This is a genomic window from Mycobacterium sp. NGS66 (assembly GCF_059812225.1).
In genome coordinates this window covers 186,827-204,813 of sequence record NZ_JCALCG010000012.1, presented here as the reverse complement: position 1 = coordinate 204,813, position 17,987 = coordinate 186,827, and the positions used below count along the sequence as shown (strand labels likewise).

At 65.3% G+C, this 17,987-nt stretch carries 15 protein-coding genes and 2 riboswitches; of the genes, 14 read left to right on the top strand and 1 reads right to left on the bottom strand.

The annotated features are described in order from the left end of the window. The first annotated feature begins 251 nt into the window (after positions 1 to 251). The 10 genes from AC5Y2L_RS21120 (at position 252) to eccA (ending at position 10,781) form a co-directional block, all read left to right on the top strand. Positions 252 to 551 carry a PE family protein gene (locus AC5Y2L_RS21120; protein ID WP_499937810.1) on the top strand — a complete coding sequence of 100 codons (300 nt, stop codon included), beginning with the start codon at positions 252 to 254 and terminating at the stop codon, positions 549 to 551. A gap of 9 nt (positions 552 to 560) precedes the next feature. Further along, positions 561 to 1,787 (top strand): PPE family protein, encoded by a 1,227-nt coding sequence (locus tag AC5Y2L_RS21115; RefSeq protein WP_499937809.1) that lies wholly within the window; start codon positions 561 to 563, stop codon positions 1,785 to 1,787. Between the two features lie 287 nt (positions 1,788 to 2,074). Next, on the top strand, positions 2,075 to 2,374 hold the full coding sequence (locus tag AC5Y2L_RS21110) for a type VII secretion system ESX-5 target PE18 (RefSeq protein ID WP_499937807.1): 300 nt from the start codon (positions 2,075 to 2,077) through the stop codon (positions 2,372 to 2,374). Positions 2,375 to 2,639: 265 nt separating this feature from the next. Further along, entirely contained in the window at positions 2,640 to 2,936 is a 297-nt protein-coding gene (locus tag AC5Y2L_RS21105) for a WXG100 family type VII secretion target (RefSeq protein ID WP_499937806.1), read from the top strand. 50 nt (positions 2,937 to 2,986) lie between these two features. Next, entirely contained in the window at positions 2,987 to 3,271 is a 285-nt protein-coding gene (locus tag AC5Y2L_RS21100) for a WXG100 family type VII secretion target (protein ID WP_499937804.1), read from the top strand. Positions 3,272 to 3,356: 85 nt separating this feature from the next. Beyond that, the gene (locus AC5Y2L_RS21095) at positions 3,357 to 4,259 is read left to right on the top strand and encodes an ESX secretion-associated protein EspG (protein ID WP_499937803.1); all 903 of its coding nucleotides are present in this window, start codon (positions 3,357 to 3,359) and stop codon (positions 4,257 to 4,259) included. Between the two features lie 173 nt (positions 4,260 to 4,432). After that, a complete protein-coding gene (gene eccD, locus AC5Y2L_RS21090; RefSeq protein ID WP_499937801.1) occupies positions 4,433 to 5,944 on the top strand; it encodes a type VII secretion integral membrane protein EccD in 1,512 nt (503 codons plus the stop codon). Then, the gene (locus tag AC5Y2L_RS21085; protein WP_499937839.1) at positions 5,922 to 7,739 is read left to right on the top strand and encodes a type VII secretion-associated serine protease mycosin; all 1,818 of its coding nucleotides are present in this window, start codon (positions 5,922 to 5,924) and stop codon (positions 7,737 to 7,739) included. Before eccD ends, AC5Y2L_RS21085 begins: the two co-directional genes overlap by 23 nt. A 13-nt stretch (positions 7,740 to 7,752) precedes the next feature. Continuing rightward, positions 7,753 to 8,952, top strand: coding sequence for a type VII secretion protein EccE (gene eccE / locus AC5Y2L_RS21080; protein WP_499937799.1), 1,200 nt, complete (start codon positions 7,753 to 7,755; stop codon positions 8,950 to 8,952). Beyond that, a complete protein-coding gene (gene eccA / locus AC5Y2L_RS21075) occupies positions 8,949 to 10,781 on the top strand; it encodes a type VII secretion AAA-ATPase EccA (protein ID WP_499937798.1) in 1,833 nt (610 codons plus the stop codon). The genes eccE and eccA overlap by 4 nt, the downstream gene beginning before the upstream one ends. Positions 10,782 to 10,854: 73 nt before the next feature. Here eccA and AC5Y2L_RS21070 read toward each other — a convergent pair whose 3' ends face one another. Then, positions 10,855 to 12,645 carry an NRAMP family divalent metal transporter gene (locus AC5Y2L_RS21070; RefSeq protein WP_499937796.1) on the bottom strand — a complete coding sequence of 597 codons (1,791 nt, stop codon included), beginning with the start codon at positions 12,643 to 12,645 and terminating at the stop codon, positions 10,855 to 10,857. A 441-nt stretch (positions 12,646 to 13,086) separates the two neighbouring features. After that, positions 13,087 to 13,257: riboswitch (M-box (ykoK) riboswitch) on the bottom strand. 414 nt (positions 13,258 to 13,671) lie between these two features. Beyond that, positions 13,672 to 13,843: riboswitch (M-box (ykoK) riboswitch) on the top strand. Between the two features lie 288 nt (positions 13,844 to 14,131). Between AC5Y2L_RS21070 and AC5Y2L_RS21065 the strand changes: the two genes are divergently transcribed. The 4 genes from AC5Y2L_RS21065 to AC5Y2L_RS21050 all read left to right on the top strand — a co-directional run bounded on the left by AC5Y2L_RS21065 (position 14,132) and on the right by AC5Y2L_RS21050 (position 17,959). Continuing rightward, positions 14,132 to 14,431: a PE family protein gene (locus tag AC5Y2L_RS21065; RefSeq protein ID WP_499937795.1), complete on the top strand. Its 300-nt coding sequence runs from the start codon at positions 14,132 to 14,134 to the stop codon at positions 14,429 to 14,431. 15 nt (positions 14,432 to 14,446) lie between these two features. After that, complete coding sequence (locus tag AC5Y2L_RS21060) at positions 14,447 to 15,658, top strand: PPE family protein (protein WP_499937794.1); 1,212 nt, start codon at positions 14,447 to 14,449, stop codon at positions 15,656 to 15,658. 97 nt (positions 15,659 to 15,755) lie between these two features. Further along, positions 15,756 to 16,967, top strand: a complete 1,212-nt coding sequence (locus AC5Y2L_RS21055) for a PPE family protein (protein ID WP_499937792.1) — start codon at positions 15,756 to 15,758, stop codon at positions 16,965 to 16,967. 692 nt (positions 16,968 to 17,659) lie between these two features. Continuing rightward, a complete protein-coding gene (locus AC5Y2L_RS21050) occupies positions 17,660 to 17,959 on the top strand; it encodes a PE family protein (RefSeq protein WP_499937791.1) in 300 nt (99 codons plus the stop codon). Positions 17,960 to 17,987 lie beyond the last annotated feature (28 nt).

Here is a 17,987-nt window from a genome sequence, read left to right as displayed (position 1 = left end):
CGGGAGGTTAATTTCAACCGAATTTTATCTACCAACGCTTATTCGACCTGTTCACGTCCAGCGGCGGCGGCGAGGGAATTCGCAAGCGAACTACAGGTGAATTCCCCTTACCACGACATGAACAATAGTTGGCCGGGAATGAATAGTTGGCCTTGCGCGCAGCATAGGCCGGCGCCTGGGAAGTAACGTGATCACGGAATGACTTCCGCTGAAGTTGAGTGAATTTAAGGGCTATCGAGGAGGGAAATCAGATGTCGTTTGTGACGACGCAACCGGAAGCATTGGCCGCAGCCGCCGCGGATCTGCAAGGCATCGGCTCGGCGGTAAGTGCCCAGAACGCGGCCGCCGCGGCGCCGACAACCGGGGTGGTTCCAGCCGCGGCTGACGAGGTGTCGGCGCTCACCGCGGCACAATTCGCCGCACACGCGCAGATGTTCCAGGCCGTCAGCGCCGAGGCGCAGGCCATTCACGAGATGTTCGTGAACACATTGCGCACCAGCGCAGGGTCATACGCGGCTACTGAGGCGGCCAACGCGGTGGCGGCCAGGTAAGGGCAGGCAATGGATTACGGGGCGTTACCGCCGGAGTTCAACTCCGCGCGAATGTATGCCGGGCCGGGCTCGGCGCCGATGGTGGCGGCCGCCGCCGCGTGGAACGGGCTGGCCGCGGAGTTGTCTTCGGCGGCAGCGGCCTATGAAGCGACGGTGAGCACGCTGACCGGCGAAGAGTGGCTGGGTCCGGCATCGGGGGCGATGGCCGAGGCGGCCAACTCTTATGTCAGCTGGATGAGCTCGACCGCCGCTCAAGCCCAGCAGGCGGCCAGCCAGGCCAGTGCCGCCGCGGCGGCATACGAGAACGCGTTCGCCGCGACGGTGCCGCCACAAGTGATTGCGGTCAACCGCGCGGAACTGGCGCAAGCGGTGGCTACGAACGTGATAGGTCAAAACACCAACGTCATTGCGGCCCTCGAGGCGCAATACGGAGAGATGTGGGCCCAAGATGCCGCGGCCATGTATACGTACGCCGCCAACTCGGCGACCGCCACGAAGATGACGTCGTTCGTCTCGCCGGCCCAGACGACCAACCCCGCTGGGCAGGCCCTGCAAACCGCCGCGGTGGCCAAAGCTGCCACCACGGCGTCGGGCACGTCCGCGCAGTCGACGACGTCCTCTGTGACCGACATACTGCAAGGACTGTCGTTGACCGGGACGGGGATCACGGGGACTTCGAACGGGTTTACCGTGGACCCGAACTCGATCCTGGGATCGATCCTCACCGGTATCGGTGGCAGCAGCACCGTGAACCCGCAGTGGTTCATCACCGCCTTCAGGAACTTTGCCGGTCCCGCTTACAACGTCCTGGGCATGCCATATTTCTCGACCGGTATGGCCAACACCATGTTGTCCCTCAGCAAAGGGTTGGCTCCGCCCGCCGCGGCGGCCGGGGCAGGTGCCGCCGCCGCGAAGGGCTTGGGTGGTCTGGCTGGTCTGTTGGGAGGCGGCGCCGGCGCGGGCGGCGGCGGTGGTGGTGTGGCCGCGGGCCTCGGCCAAGCGGCGTCGGTCGGCAAGCTGTCGGTTCCGAGCACCTGGTCGCTACCCGCGGCCCCGGTGCCCAGCCATGCCGCTCCGCTACCGATCAGCACGATCAGCGCGGCCCCCGAATCGGGAGCCGGAAACCTGCTGGGCGGCATGCCGCTGGCCGGTGTCGGCGCCGGCGCCGGCGCCGGCAGCAGTCCACGGTACGGCTTCCGGCCCACCGTCATGGCCCGTCCACCCTTCGCCGGGTGACCCTGCAATTGCTGCCATGAACACCGTCGTGCTCGGACCGGGATCCACGCAGTTGACCGCATGCGCTGGTCATAGGCGTTTGACGGCGCCCCACAAGGCCGCGCGGCGGCGGCACGCGCGGGCCGCGATCCGGGCGCAGCACTGTTACTGTGGCGTTACCAAAAGTGAATTCGTCGTACCGGCTGGTGAACACTTGCCAACTGGCACCGCTGAAAACGACCTTGGACCGCCCAGTCAATTACTCTCTTGAAAGAGCGGTTGCTGACGATCTCGAGGAGGAAAGCAACATGTCGTTCGTGACCACGCAGCCAGAAGCCCTGGCTGCCGCGGCCGGAAGCCTGCAGGGCATCGGCTCCGCCATGAACGCCCAGAACGCGGCTGCGGCGGCCCCGACGACCGGGGTCGTTCCCGCTGCCGCCGACGAGGTGTCGGCGCTGACGGCGGCGCAGTTCGCCGCGCACGCGCAGATGTACCAGGCGGTCAGCGCGCAGGCCGCGGCGATTCACGAGATGTTCGTGAACACCCTGACAACTAGTTCCGGTTCATACGCGGCCACGGAGGCCGCCAACGCAGCCGCTGCCCGCTGACCAGGCGGGCAAGGCAAGGGTTGCGACGGCAACCCCCCGGCAGTCGGTGATCTCGGGGATCGACTGTCGGCGATGGTAGCGCCCGGGACGGTATGAGCAGTTCGTCACTGCTCGACCGTGTTGGAACGGCCGGTGGCACCGGCGGCTGACGGAAAGGGGGAGCGAAGTTAGTTTTCGGTTGGACGGTTGTGTGATCACGCAATCAGTCCAGCCATCGCCTTCCAACGACAAATTCAAGCGACTAATTCACTGAGGAGATATTCATATGGCAACGCGCTTTATGACCGACCCGCACGCGATGCGGGCGATGGCGGGGCGTTTCGAAACCCACGCCCAGACAGTTGAGGACGAGGCCCGCCGCATGTGGGCGTCCTCGCAGAACATCTCGGGTGCGGGCTGGAGCGGTGCCGCCGAGGCGACCTCCTACGACACCATGGGTCAGATGAATCAGGCGTTCCGCAACATCGTGAACATGCTGCACGGTGTGCGCGACGGCCTGATCCGCGACGCCAACAACTACGAGCAGCAAGAGCAGGCGTCGCAGCAAATCCTCAGCAGCTAGCGGTAAAAGCCGAGGCTGCGTACCCTTTCAGACGTTAGGAGAACACTGTTATGACCATTAACTACCAGTTCGGCGATGTGGATGCCCACGGCGCCTTGATCCGTGCCCAGGCTGCCTCGCTGGAAGCCGAGCACCAGGCCATCATCCGCGATGTGCTTGCTGCCGGTGACTTCTGGGGCGGTGCCGGTTCGGTGGCCTGCCAGGAGTTCATCACCCAGTTGGGACGCAACTTCCAGGTGATCTACGAGCAGGCCAACGCCCACGGCCAAAAGGTCCAAACGGCCGGCAGCAACATGGCCAGCACGGACAGCGCCGTCGGGTCCAGCTGGGCCTAACAACCAACACCAGGCGCGGCAGCACACCATCCCGGTGTGCTGCCGCGTCCTGCAGTGTCCGAGCACGTCAACCATGAGGTAACTGATGGATCAGCAGAGCACCCGCACCGATATCACCGTCAACGTCGACGGATTTTGGATGCTCCAGGCGTTGCTGGACATTCGGCACGTAGCACCGGAGCTTCGGTGCCGCCCATACGTATCCACCGATTCCAACGATTGGCTGAACGAACATCCCGGGATGGCGGTAATGCGCGAACAGGGCATTGTCGTCAACAACGAGGTGAACGAGCAGGTCGCCGCGCGAATGCGGGTCCTGGCCGCGCCCGATCTCGAAGTCATCGCGCTGTTATCGCGCGGCAAATTGCTCTACGGCGTCGTCGACGACGAAAACCAGCCACCCGGGTCCCGCGACATTCCTGACAACGAGTTCCGGGTGGTGCTGGCCCGCCGCGGTCAGCACTGGGTGTCTGCGGTTCGAGTTGGCAGCGACATCACGGTCGACGACGTCGCCGTGTCGGACAGCGCCTCGATCGCGGCACTCGTGATGGACGGCCTGGAATCGATTCACCACGCCGAACCCGCAGCGATCAACGCCGTCAACGTGCCGCTGGAGGAAATGCTCGAGGCGACCAAATCGTGGCAGGAGTCCGGGTTCAACGTGTTTTCCGGCGGCGATCTGCGGCGGATGGGTATCAGCGCGGCCACGGTTGCCGCACTGGGTCAGGCCCTGTCGGATCCGGCAGCCGAGGTCGCCGTATATGCCCGGCAGTACCGCGACGACGCCAAGGGGCCCAGCGCTTCGGTGCTGTCGCTCAAGGACGGATCGGGTGGCCGCATCGCCCTCTACCAGCAGGCCCGGACGGCCGGATCGGGAGAGGCCTGGCTGGCCATCTGCCCCGCCACACCCCAACTGGTGCAGGTCGGCGTGAAGACGGTATTGGACACATTGCCGTATGGCGAGTGGAAAACTCACCGACGGGTTTAACGCAGGCTTAACGAGATACAGAGCGCACCAAGGTGTTCGAACATAAAGTGCTCTCGAGATGCGAACGCGTCATACTTCTCTAGAATCAGCAGCGAGCTGAAACCAAAGAAAATCCCAACTACTCACCGCGAGGCGAGCCACATGAATTCGGAATTGGCAGGGGGTGCACGGCGATGACTGCGGTAGCTGACGCGCCACACGCTGACATCGAGGGTGTTGCACAGCCTCGTGCTGTTGTGGTCGGCATCATGGCCGGCGAAGGTGTCCAGGTAGGCGTTCTGCTGGATGCCAACGCCCCGGTCTCGCTGATGACCGACCCCCTGCTGAAGGTGGTCAACAGCCGGCTCCGGGAGCTCGGCGAAGCCCCGCTGGAGCCCACCGGACGAGGCAGGTGGGCGCTGTGCCTGGTGGACGGCACCCCGTTACGGGCCAACCAGTCGCTGACCGAGCAAGACATCTACGACGGCGACCGGCTGTGGATTCGGTTCATCGCAGACACCGAGCACCGGTCACAAGTGATCGAGCACATCTCCACCGCGGTTGCGACAAATCTCAGCAAGCGCTTTGCCGCGATCGACCCCGTCGTCGCGGTCCAGGTCGGCGCCTCGATGGTGGCGATCGGAGTGATCCTTGCCGCCTCGCTGCTGGGCTGGTACCGGTGGCACCACCAGTCCTGGCTGCCAACGATTTTCGCCGGCGTGATCGCCGTGGTGGTGCTGGCGGTTTCGGTGCTGCTGTTGATTCGGGCCAAGACCGACCAGGATCGCCGCGTCGGCGACATCCTGCTGATCAGTTCGCTCGCGGCGCTGACGGCGTCCGCGGCCACCGCCCCGCCCGGACCGTTGGGGTCACCGCATGCCCTGCTGGGTTCGGGCGTGCTGACCGTTGCCGCGATGCTTGCCCTGCGGTTCACCGGTCGCCGGCTTGGCTTCTACACGGCGGTCGTCACCGTCAGTGCCGTGACGGCGCTGGCGAGCCTGGCCCGCATGGTCGCGATGACCAGTGCCGTCACGCTCCTGTGCTGCGTGGCGCTGACCTGTGTGGTGGGCTACCACGCGGCACCGGCGATGGCCCGCCGGTTGGCCGGCATCCGGCTGCCGGTGTTCCCGTCGGCCACCAGTCGGTGGGTTTTCGAGGCTCGACCCGACCTGCCGACCACCGTGGTGCGTACCGCCGGCGGTCCGCCGGTGCTGGAGGGGCCGGCGTCGGTGCGCGACGTGCTGCTCCAAGCCGAGCGCGCGAGGTCGTTCCTGACCGGTCTGCTGGTGGGACTGGGCATATTGACGGTGGTCTCGCTGACCGCGTTGTGCGACCCGCACACCTTCCAGCGCTGGCTACCGCCCATACTGACCGGGTTCATCGCGGGCTTCCTGCTGCTGCGCGGACGCTCATATGTGGACCGCTGGCAAGCGATCACGCTGGCCGCAACGGCCGTCCTGGTGGTTGCTGCGGTGGTCACCCGGTACGTCCTGGTGCTGTCGTCACCGTTGTCGTTGTCGATCGGGGTGGCGATTCTGGTTCTGCTGCCCACGGCGGGTATGACGGCCGCTTCGGTAGTGCCCAACACCATCTACAGCCCGCTGTTCCGCAAATTCGTGGAATGGATTGAATACCTGTGCCTGATGCCAATTTTCCCGTTGGCACTGTGGTTGATGAATGTCTATGCAGCGATTCGGTACCGTTAGCGGGCATAAATGGCGGGGCCGCGCGGCTCGAGCGACCACCGCCGCAATTCTGCTCACTTCGGGTGCATTAGTGGGATTACCGCCGGCGTATGCGGTGAACCCGCCCACTTATGACCCCAGTGCGGTGCCACCAGACGGTCCACCCGGACCGGCAGCGCCGATGAAGCAGAACTCCTACTGCACCGAGGTCGGGGTGTTGCCGGGCACGGACTTTCGGTCGCCGCCCAAGTACATGGAAATGCTCAACCTGCAGGAGGCTTGGTCGTTCGGCCGCGGGGCCGGGGTGAAGGTCGCCGTCATCGACACCGGCGTGTCGCCGCACCCCAGGTTCGCGCACCTGATTCCCGGTGGCGACTACGTGATGTCGGGCGACGGATTATCCGACTGCGACGCGCACGGCACCATCGTGGCGTCGATGATCGGTGCCGCCCCGGCGAACGGCGCCGCTGGGCCACCGGCCGCGCCACGCAAGCCCGTCACGATCCCCACCACCGAACCACCCCCGAAAGCCCCACCGCCCCAGACGGTGACGTTGTCGCCACTGCCGCAGACGGTGACGATGGTCCCCCCTCCACCGCCAAAGGAAGAGACCGGAGGCGGAGCCGGCGGCCCCGGCCCTGGCAATCCGGCACCGCCAGGTTTGCCGGGACTGCCGGGACTGCCCGGCCAGGCGCCGTCGGCCAACCGCGGTGGCGGCACGGTGACGGTTCCCAGCTACACGGGCGGTGGGCGAGTCGTCACTGTCGGCGGTCCCCGTCCGCTGGATCCACCGCCAAAACCGCCTCCACCGGCGCCGCCCGCGCCTGCCTCCTCCCAACCGGACGCTTTCAGCGGAATCGCCCCGGATGCCGAGATCATCGCGATCCGCCAGTCCAGTGGCGCCTTCACGCTGAAGGATCCCTACACCGGCGACGAAGACCCGCAAACGGTGCAGAAGATCGACTACGTCCAGACCATGGCGCGCGCGATCGTGCACGCGGCCAACATGGGCGCCTCGGTGATCAACATCTCCGATGTGATCTGCATGAGCGCGCGCAATATCGTCGATCAGCGCGCCTTGGGCGCTGCGGTGCGCTATGCGGCGGTCGACAAAAACGCCGTCATCGTCGCGGCGGCCGGCGACAGCAGCAAGAAGGACTGCAAGCAGAACCCGCTGTACGATCCCTTGCAGCCCAAGGATCCTCGGGGCTGGAGCGGTGTCACCACCGTGGCCACGCCGTCGTGGTTCAGCGACTACGTCCTCACCGTCGGCGCGGTGGATTCCAACGGCACGCCCATGGTGCCGCCGACATTCAGCAATTCGAGTATCGCCGGACCGTGGGTTTCGATCGCTGCGCCGGGAACGGACGTCATGGGTCTCTCACCTCGGGACGACGGACTGATCAACGCGCTGGATGGTCCGGACAATTCGTTGCTGACGCCCTCTGGCTCCGGCTTTTCGGCCGCGATCGTATCCGGTGTGGCGGCGTTGGTTCGCGCCAAATTCCCCCAGTTGACGGCGTACCAAGTCGTCAACCGGCTGATCCACACGGCCAGGGCACCGGCTCGCGGTGTGGACAACCAAGTCGGCTACGGCGTCGTCGATCCGGTGGCGGCACTGACCTGGGACGTACCGCAGGGTCCGGCGAAACCACCGACCCGGCTGTCGGCACCGCTCGACGTGCCGCCGCCGCCCGCTCATCGGGATATGGTGCCGGTATGGGTGGCTGCCGGTGGCTTCACCGGTGCTTTGTTGATAGGTGGCGCGGTTTTCGGTACGGCGTCGATGATGCGGCGATCGCGCAAACAGCAATAGGGGCGGAGCAGCAATGAAGGCTCAGCGCAGGTTGGGATTGGCCTTGTCATGGCCACGGCTCACCGCGGTATTTCTCATCGACGTGTTGATCTTGGTGCTGGCCAGCCATTGTCCGAAGGCCTGGCAGGGTGAACATCATGTCGCCTGGTGGGTAGGCGTTGGGCTGGCCGCGGTGGTGACGTTGCTTTCGCTGGTCACCTACCACGGCATCACGGTGGCGTCCGGATTGGGCACCTGGTTGTGGGACTGGTCCGCGGACCCGGGCACCGCACTGGCCGCGGGGTGCGCGCCCGCGATCGACCACCAGCGCCGATTCGGCCGCGACACCGTCGGAGTGCGCGAGTATCAGGGCCGCCTGGTGACCGTGATCGCGGTGGGCGGCAGCGAAGAGGAAGTCTCCGGGCGGCATCGTCATCGGACGTCGGCGTCGGCGGCACTGCCGGTGGACGCGGTTGCCGATGGGCTGCGCCAGTTCGATATCCACCTCGACAGCATCGACATCGTCTCGCTGAAACTGCGCCAGGGCGGCAATGCGGCAGAGTTGTCGAAGCTCGAGGACTGGGGTCCCGAAGAATGGGAAGAGCTCAACGACCGACCGCGCTCATACCAGCGCCGCACCTGGCTGGTGTTGCGGATGAACCCGCAGCGCAACGTGGCTGCGGTCGCGGTCCGCGACTCGCTGGCGTCGACGTTGGTAGCGGCCACCGAGCGCCTTGTTCAGGATCTCGACGGACAAAGTTGCGCGGCTCGCCCCCTGACCGCCGACGAGCTCGCGGAGGTCGACAGCGCTGTGCTGGCCGATCTGGAGCCGACCTGGAGCCGGCCCGGGTGGCGGCACCTCAAGCACTTCAACGGCTATACCACGAGCTTTTGGGTGACGCCGTCGGACATCACCTCCGAGACACTGGACGAGCTGTGGGAAGCCGACACCGAGGCCACCGTGGTGACGATTCGGCTCACCAGCCGCGGCGGTCAACCCCAGGTTTCGGCCTGGGTGCGCTACCACACCGACGGCAAGCTGCCCAGAAAACTGGCGGCGGGACTCAACCGGCTCACCGGCCGCCAGTTGGCTGCGGTGCGCGCCAGCCTCCCGACCCCGTCGCCGCGGGCGCAGCTGGACCTGCCCAGCCGGGGCTTGTACGACCATGACGAATTGATGTTCGAGCTCGGTCAGCCGCAGGAGAGCTCAACGAGCTTGCCTGCAGGGCGATGAGCCGCCCACAGTCAACCACCGAAGACGCCCGCAATGCGATGGTCGCCGGATTGCTGGCATCGGGGATCTCCGTCAATGGATTGCAGCCCAGCCACAACCCGCAGGTGGCACTGCAAATGTTCACCACTGCCAGCAACCTCGATCCGGGGATGTGCGATGCCTGGCTGGCCCGAGTGCTGGCCGGTGACCAGGGCCTGGACGTGCTCGCCGGCGCATGGGCGGCGGTAAGGACGTTCGGGTGGGAGACCCGTCGTCTCGGTGTCACGGACCTGCAGTTTCGTCCCGAGGTCTCGGACGGGTTGTTTTTGCGGCTGGCGGTCACCAGCGTCGATTCTTTGGCTTGCGCTTACGCCGTCGCTTTGGCCCAAGCCAAGCGATACCGGGAGGCGGCCGACCTGCTGGACAATGTCGAGCCTCGCCATCCGTTCGACGCCGAGCTGGTCAGCTATGCGCGCGGCGTGCTGTATTTTCGCACCAAACGCTGGCCCGACGTGCTCGCACAGTTCCCGGACGCCACGCCATGGCGTCACCCCGAGCTGAAGGCCGCGGGTGCGGCAATGGCCACCACGGCGCTGGCGTCGCTGGGCGTCTTCGAGGAGGCCTACCGTCGCGCTCAGGACGCCATCGAAGGCGACCGGGTGCCGGGCGCGGCCAACGTGGCGTTGTACACCCAAGGAATGTGCTTGCGGCACATGGGGCGCGAGGACGAGGCCGTCGAACTGTTGCGCCGGGTGTATTCGCGGGATCCGAAATTCACCCCGGCGCGTGAGGCATTGGATGACCCCACGTTCCGGCTGGTGCTCACCGACCCGGAAACCATCGAGGCCCGCACCGACCCATGGGACCCGGACAGCGCGCCGACCCGGGCGCAGACCGAAGCCGCCCGCCACGCTGAGGCCGCCGCGAAATACCTGGCCGAAGGTGATGCCGAGCTCAACGCGATGCTCGGCATGGACCAGGCCAAAAAAGAAATCAAGCTGATCAAGTCGACGACCAAGGTGAACCTGGCGCGCGCCAAGATGGGGCTTCCGGTACCGGTCACCTCGCGCCACACCCTGCTGCTGGGTCCACCCGGAACCGGGAAGACATCGGTGGCGCGCGCGTTCACCAAACAGCTGTGCGGGTTGACCGTGCTGCGCAAGCCGATGGTGGTGGAGACCAGCCGCACCAAGCTGTTGGGCCGGTATATGGCCGACGCGGAGAAGAACACCGAGGAGATGCTCGAAGGGGCGCTGGGCGGGGCGGTCTTCTTCGACGAGATGCACACCCTGCATGAGAAGGGCTATTCCCAGGGCGACCCGTATGGCAACGCGATCATCAACACGCTGCTGCTGTACATGGAGAATCATCGCGACGAGCTGGTGGTGTTCGGCGCCGGCTACGCCAAGGCGATGGAAAAGATGCTCGAGGTGAATCAGGGTCTGCGACGGCGCTTTTCGACGGTCATCGAGTTCTACAGCTATACACCGGACGAGCTGATCGCGCTGACCAAGCTGATGGGCCGGGAGAACGAAGACGTCATCACCGACGAAGAGGCCGAGGTGTTGTTGCCCTCGTACACGAAGTTCTACAACGAGCAGAGCTACTCCGAGGACGGCGACCTGATCCGCGGCATTGACCTGCTCGGCAACGCCGGCTTTGTGCGCAATGTCGTCGAGAAGGCGCGCGATCACCGCAGCGCGCGGTTGGATGACGAGGATCTGGATGCCGTGCTGGCCAGCGATTTAACCGAGTTCACCGAGGACCAGTTGCTCCGCTTCAAGGAGCTGACTCGCGAGGACCTGGCCGAAGGCCTCCGTGCGGCGGTTGCCGAGAAGAAGACGGAGTAGGGCCGCCCGCTGGCGGTGTGCTGCGGGAAAGTTATTGTGCCGCCAGCCAATTCACCACGCCAGCGGGCTTCGCTTATACTGCCTGAACGATTTTGACCACAACCAACACGCAGGCCAGCACCAAGTAGGTGCGCAGGGTCAGCAAACCAGCCCGACGCACGGGCGACATGACGGGGCGATCCAGCGTCGCCAAGGAGGGCATGGTCCAGTTTGCCCGCACCTCGTCGCGCAGGGCCCGACGTTCGGCGCGGGTCAACTTCGGCAGCTCGTCGATGCTCACCCGCTCGAAACCCGCTGCGCTGAGAACCTTTTCCATCGATTCTGCGCTGCGCCGATCGGCGAACCAGCCGACCGCGAAGACGATGGCGGCGCCGACAATTCCCAACACCGCCCCGATAGCGAGGCCACTGATCAACGTCGCAGTGGATAGCTTGGGGAAGAACGTCACCGCGGTCAGCATCAGCGACAGCACGACGAGCGACCATACGATCAGCCACGCCAAGGCATTCTGGCGGAAGGTGTTCACCCACGGACCGAGCACCGGGCGGTCGTTGCACAGCAGAACCAAAAACACCGTCGCCGACGGGAGCAGCACCCCGGCCAGGGCCTGGACACCTTGGGTGATCAGGCCCAGGACGTGATCGGGGCTGAACGCGACCGCAGACGATACCGCAAGAAGGGCGGCATAGCTGCCGTAGAACAGCGGGGCCTCGGTGATCTTCCAGTGCAGCGAGTGCGGCTTGCCGAAGGCATCACCGAGGGCGTACGTGGTGGCCAGTCCCACGACATTTGCTCCGATCAGCGACGCGTCCAACAGAATGATCGCGAACAGCACGCCGACCGTGTGGCCGACGTGACTGGACAGCGCAGACGCGACCGCGCCGGCGTCAATGAAGCTACCGGCGGCGGTCGAACCGCCGAGGCCGAACGCCGTCGCCGCCATCAGCGCGATCGCTCCACCGATGACCGCGACGATGCCGATACCCAGATCGGCTCGGCCATAGCGCATCCAGCGCGGCGTGATTCGCTTGTCAACGACGTTCGACTGCTGAAAGAACAACTGCCATGGCGCCACCGTGGTACCGACAATCGCCATGATGACCATCAGCACGACCGAGTCTGGTTCCCCGGGCAGTGAGGGCAGTAGGCCACGCATGCTTGGGCCGAGCGCAGGGTGCACGGACAGCACGAGCGGGATGATCGCGACGTTCACCGCGATCAGCACGAATGTCACCTGTTCCCAGCGGCGGAACGAGCCACCGGCTACGACCGCGAATAACAGCACCGCGGCGGCCGGTATCGCGATGATTTTCGGGCAGCCCAAGAACCCGAGTGCCAGTGATACTCCGATGAATTCGGTGACAATCGTCAACGCGTTGAGGATCACCAGGTCACCGATGCTGAAGGCGCCCCAGAACTTGCCGAATCGCTGAAAAATCAGCCGCGCGTGCCCAACCCTGGTGACCGCCCCCAAGCGGAGCACCATCTCCTGGTTCACGTACAGCACCGGGATCAGCAGTACCAGTGTCCATAACAGGTTCATGCCGTAGTTCTGGCCGGCCTGGGCGTAGGTGGCAACACCGCCGGCGTCGTTGTCGCCGATCATCACGATCAGCCCGGGACCGGTGATGACCATCAGCAATCGCAATCGCTGCCAACGACTGTGGCCGGCCTGCCTGACGTCTCGACCGATACGGCCAAAGGCGCCGATGATGTCCCCGACATGCGCCGAATCCAGCGCCGCCGAACCGGAAGTGCCGGGTGATACCGCCGGTGCCGCAAGGGTCAGGGCTTGGGATGCAGGGCGCTTCGTGGTCGCAGACGCGCCGACACCACCGAGTGCCTCGGTCGAAATGGAAGCCATGAATGTCTCGCTATCGCAAAGAGTCGTGCTGGGAACGATGGGTGAAAGTCAGTCAGTAAGGGTTGGCCGCTCGGCTTGACCGCGACCCGCTAAGCCTCGCAGCGCTGAAGCCTCGCAGCACTGAAGCCTCGCAGCAATGAAACACAGTGTGGCACAACAGAAGCCATGATCTGCTCCAACGGGGGAGCCCGATCGGCTCGTCTTACTCGACGCGACACCCGCATCGGAGCGCGCGGCAACCCCACGCGTTAAGCGCGGTAGTTCGACGGGCGCTCGAGAAGTTCAGGCGGCCGGAGCCAGGCCGGAACCGGATCGGGACAAGACGGATCTGGGATACGGACTATCGCCGGGACTCATTTCGCCCTCACCTCCTCACGGCCATGGCACACGCGGTGCCTACCAACTGCCCGGGAGAGATGCGCATCCAGGCGAATCCCGAACGCGGCACCTCTCTCGTCGGAGCTTCGGCACCACACGGCGTATCCGGTTGAGCCGGAAGCCACTTGGGCTCAACCCTTAAGCCGGGAAGAGCTGTCCTGACCCTGGGCGTCTCTCGACGTTGGAGGTCAGTGGCCTGTATCCGTGTAGACGCCTCACCTACCGAGGTGCATACGAGCACTATCTTGCACCCCGACCCACCACTCGTCAATTCCGATTATCCGACCGGTCCGCGGGCGACCGGTCTGGTCACGAAAAGATCAGGGGCGCAATGCAACTGAGGGAGTTTGCGATGCGAACGCGGTCGCGAACCCGATAGCTGGTGCCGGAGCCCGCGGCGGCCGGCTGGGGTTGAGCACAGTGATGACTGCCGGGTGGGTCGTCGACTGTGGGATGGCCGGTGAGGCAGAGTTCGAGGAGCCGAACATTGTTGTCGGGCCATCCGACATATCGTGCCGATCAACGCTTTCCGTCGTCGCCGGTATCCCGCAGTCAGCCACCGGACGCGTTGGCCGAGCGTAGCGCGGCAAATGCATGGCGATCGACTGGGTTGACTCACGGCACTGCGGGTGCAAGCATAGACTCTCGTACGCACCTCGCTAGGTGAGGCGTCTACGTGGATACAGGCCACTGACCTCGAACGTCGAAAGACGCCCAGGGTCAGGACAGCTCTTCCCGGCTTAAGGGTTGAGCCCAAGTGGCTTCCGGCTTCGGCCCGATACGCCGCGTAGTGCCGAAGCTCTGACGAGAGGGGTGCCGTGCCTGAGATTTCTGCTCAGGCACTTCTCCCCGCGTGCAGCACCGGCGCCCCCGTGCGCCCTGGCCGCGAGGAGGTGAGAGCGAAATGAGTCCCGACGATAGTCCGTATTCCAGATCGATGACCATTTCGTGGCGATCCGACCCCGGCCCTAGTTCCGCGGTCCGTTAACACCCCGAAGTCCTTCCGCACGTGATCAATTCGCACGTGCGTTGATGGGGTGCGCGGAAAGCAGCGACCAGGGTGGCCCAAAAGGCCTGCGTCACACCGCTTTCCGTGAGGAGAAGTCCGATGTCATATGTGGTGACGCATCCAGAAGCGCTGGCTGCGGCGACAATTCAGCTGAATGCAGTCGGATCCGGGCTGGCGTCACAGAATGTGGCCGCGGCGGCGATGACCACCGCCCTGCCCCCCGCAGCCGCCGACGAAGTATCGGCTTTGACCGCAATGCAATTCAGCGCGCACGGCGCCATGTATCAGGCGGTGAGCGCCCAGGCGACGGCAATCCACGAGATGTTCACGTCCATGTTAGGCGCCAGCGCCACATCCTATGCGGCCACTGAAGCCGCCAATGCCATCGCAGCCAGCTGAAGGGGAAGGCGAAAGATGACCGCAGTACTGGACTTCGCCATGCTCCCGCCGGAAATCAATTCGGCTCGGATGTATTCCGGGGCGGGTGCGGCCCCGATGGTGAGCGCTGCATCGGCCTGGAAGGCGCTGGCTGCTGAATTGCGCTCGGCCGCATTGTCGTACGGCTCGGTGCTTTCGGCGCTGACGGACGAAGAATGGCAGGGCCCGGCATCGGCATCGATGGCCGCAGCGGCCATGCCCTATGTGACGTGGATGAACACCACCGCCGTACAGGCCGAGGAGACCGCCACCCGGGCAGAGGCCGCAGCAGCGGCCTACGAAGCCGCATTCGCCGGCACGGTGCCTCCGCCTCAGATAGCGGCAAACCGCGCCCAGCTGGCACAGCTGGTCTCCACCAACGTCATCGGCCAAAACACTCCTGCGATCGCAGCCACGGAAGCGCAGTACTCCGAAATGTGGTCGCAGGATGCCGCCGCCATGTACGGATACGCGGGCTCGTCGGCTGTGGCGACCCGGCTGACCCAATTCACCCCTCCGCAGCAGACCACTAATCCCGGCGGGCCGGCCCTTCAGTCCGCCGCCGTCACCCAAGCGACCGCCACCTCAGCCGGTACCGGACAAAACACACTGTCCCAGTTGATCTCTGCCACGCCGAAGACACTGCAGAGCATGGCGGCGCCGTCGACGACGGGGACCTCCGGGGCGACGGGGATTTTGAGTGACTTGACCGGGTCCGGGTCGGGGTTGGATTCGTCGTGGCTCTGGGACAACTTCGGGCCCAACGCAAACATCTGGAACACCATCTTTTCGTCCGGGTTCTACATGCCCAGCAACACCATCGGGCCATTTCTGAGCCTGCTCGGCAGCCAAGCGGCCGGCGCCGCGGCCGGCGAAGCCGTGGGAGAGGCGGCCACGTCGCTTGGTGAAGCTGTCGCCGGTCCCGGCGGCCTGGCCGGTCTTGGCGGCTTGGGCGGCGCCGTATCGGCGGACCTGGGCCGAGCGGCCATGGTGGGCCCGTTGTCGGTCCCGCCGAGCTGGGCGGGGGCGGCCCCAGCAGGTCCGCTGTCGTCCGCGCTGGGTGCTACGCCGATGATGGCCCCGCCACCGGCGATGGCAGCGGGCATGCCCGCAGTGCCGTTTGGCATGGGCGCGCAAGGAATGGGCCGCAGCGTACCGCAATACGGCTTCAAGCCCACGTTCGTGGCGCGGCCACCCGCTGCTGGATAGCGCGTCTCACGCACTTCACCAGCTACCAACCACGAATCTCAAGCACGAGCGCCGACACGGCCACTGAGGCCCCTGGCTGAACGGGAGGAGGCTAGCGATGACTGCACTGTTGGATTTCGCCATGCTTCCCCCGGAGGTCAACTCGGCTCGGATGTATTCCGGAGCGGGGCCGGGCCCGCTACTGGCCGCGGCGTCGGCGTGGAATGGGTTGGCAGCGGAATTGCTTTCTACCGCAACGAGTTACAGCTCAATCCTGGCGGAGCTGACCGGCCAAGCATGGCTGGGCCCGGCTTCGACGGCGATGGCGGCCGCCGCCGCGCCCTACGTGGCATGGATGAGCACCACCGCGGCGCAGGCGGAGCAAACCGCCGGGCAGGCCGAGGCCGCCGTCGCGGCATATGAAGCAGCGTTTGCGGCCACGGTGCCCCCACCGGTCGTCGCGGCCAACCGCGCCCAGCTGATGGTGTTGATTGCGACCAACTTCTTCGGTCAAAACACCCCAGCTATCGCGGCTACCGAGATCCAATATGCCGAAATGTGGGCTCAAGACGCCGCCGCCATGTACGGCTACGCCGGAGCGTCGGCGGCCGCGACCCAGCTGAGCCAGTTCCTCCAGCCTCAACAGACCACGCAGGCAAGCGGGCTCGCGGCCCAGTCCGCCGCGGTCGCCCAAGCTGCTGCCACGCCGGCCGGCACCCAGCAGGCGACGCTGTCACAGGTGATGGCCACCCTGCCCAATGCGCTGCACGGGCTGGCATCGCCTTCGTCGTCGACTGGAACGACGGGGGAGACGGCGGTGCTGGGGCTGGCCACCGGCGCCGGACCGGATTCATCTTGGCTCTGGGACAATTTCGGCCCCAACGCCACCCTGTGGAACAGCATCTTCGCCTCTGGGTTCTACATGCCGAGCAACACCGTGGGGCCGTTCCTTGGCCTGCTGAGCGCTCAAGCTGCCGGAAACGCGGCCGGCGATGCGGCGGCACAGGCAGCCACAACCGCGGTTGGTGGGGCAATCCCTGCACCAATGAGCGGCATCGGCGGCCTTGGCAATGCCGTGTCGGCGAGCGTCGGCCGTGCGGGGATGGTCGGTCCGCTGTCGGTACCTCCGAGCTGGGCCGGGTCCGCCCCGCTGCACAGCCCACTGTCTTCGTCGCTTCCCGGCGCGTCGGTCACCGGTGCCTCGCCGTTGACGACAAGCACCCCTCCGGTGCCGTTCGGCGCCGGCATGGGCCGGCAGGGATACGACCGCGCCATCCCGCGCTACGGTTTCCGCCCGTCCTTCGTCACACGGTCACCGGCCGCCGGATAGACACACCCGGTCCAGGCGTGCCGCAGCCCGTCCGGTCGCCGCCGCCACTCACAGGAAACCAACAGGTGCAAATCAGCATCTTCACGGCGACGGCTACGTACGCTCAAGAAATTCACGTGCTGGTTGATTATCGATTTGGTAATCGCCCGCCGAAACTCGCTCGTGTCGAGAGCGAGCCTCGATGACAGCTGAATAGCTCACTGCGCCGAGTTATCTTGCGGCGCGATTGGAAATGGCATTCCGGCCCTCGTCGATGGAACTGACGTCCCGACACGCGCAAGTGATGAATATCTCGTCGATTAATCGCGGTGTTGATTCCCGCTGCCCGAGACGTATTGCTACACCGTATTATCGACGGGCGCTGAGCTGCAGCTACTCGTAGCCAGGCGTTTGCCCGGACCTACGTCTCACATGCATTGTCCCGGTTTTCGAATGTCTTTTTTACATCGTGATTACCTGGCGGGAACGCTCTGTGCACACGTTCCGATCACCATAGGCCCTGTATTAAGCGGGGACCTTTAACAGCACAGAATAACTGGCCGATCTGGCGCGATCGAACCGGTGGTGCGCTGATTGCCGTCGAAGTTGACGGATCCTGGCGGCCATGGCGGCCGTCTAAGGAACTACAGGCAATAACTCATACAACAACGCCAAAAACAGTTTCCGACCGAAATAGTTCTAGCGAGGCATCCATGTCTTTTGTGACTACCCAACCGGAGGCGCTGGCGGCGGCCGCCGGGAACTTGGCAGGTATCGGCTCGGTCATGACCGCCGGAAGCGCAGCCGCGGCCGCGCCGACGACCGGTGTCATTCCCGCAGCCGCCGACGAGGTTTCGGCGCTGACCGCGGCGCAGTTCGTCGCCCACGCGCAGATGTATCAGGCGATGGCCACGCAAGCCGCGGCGATTCACGAGCAGTTCGTCGCCACCTTGGCGGCCAGCTCGGCATCCTACGCGGCCACCGAGTCGGCCAATGCGGTCGCCGCGACGTGAGGGCCGGAGGTAACCGGGGGTGTTTGTA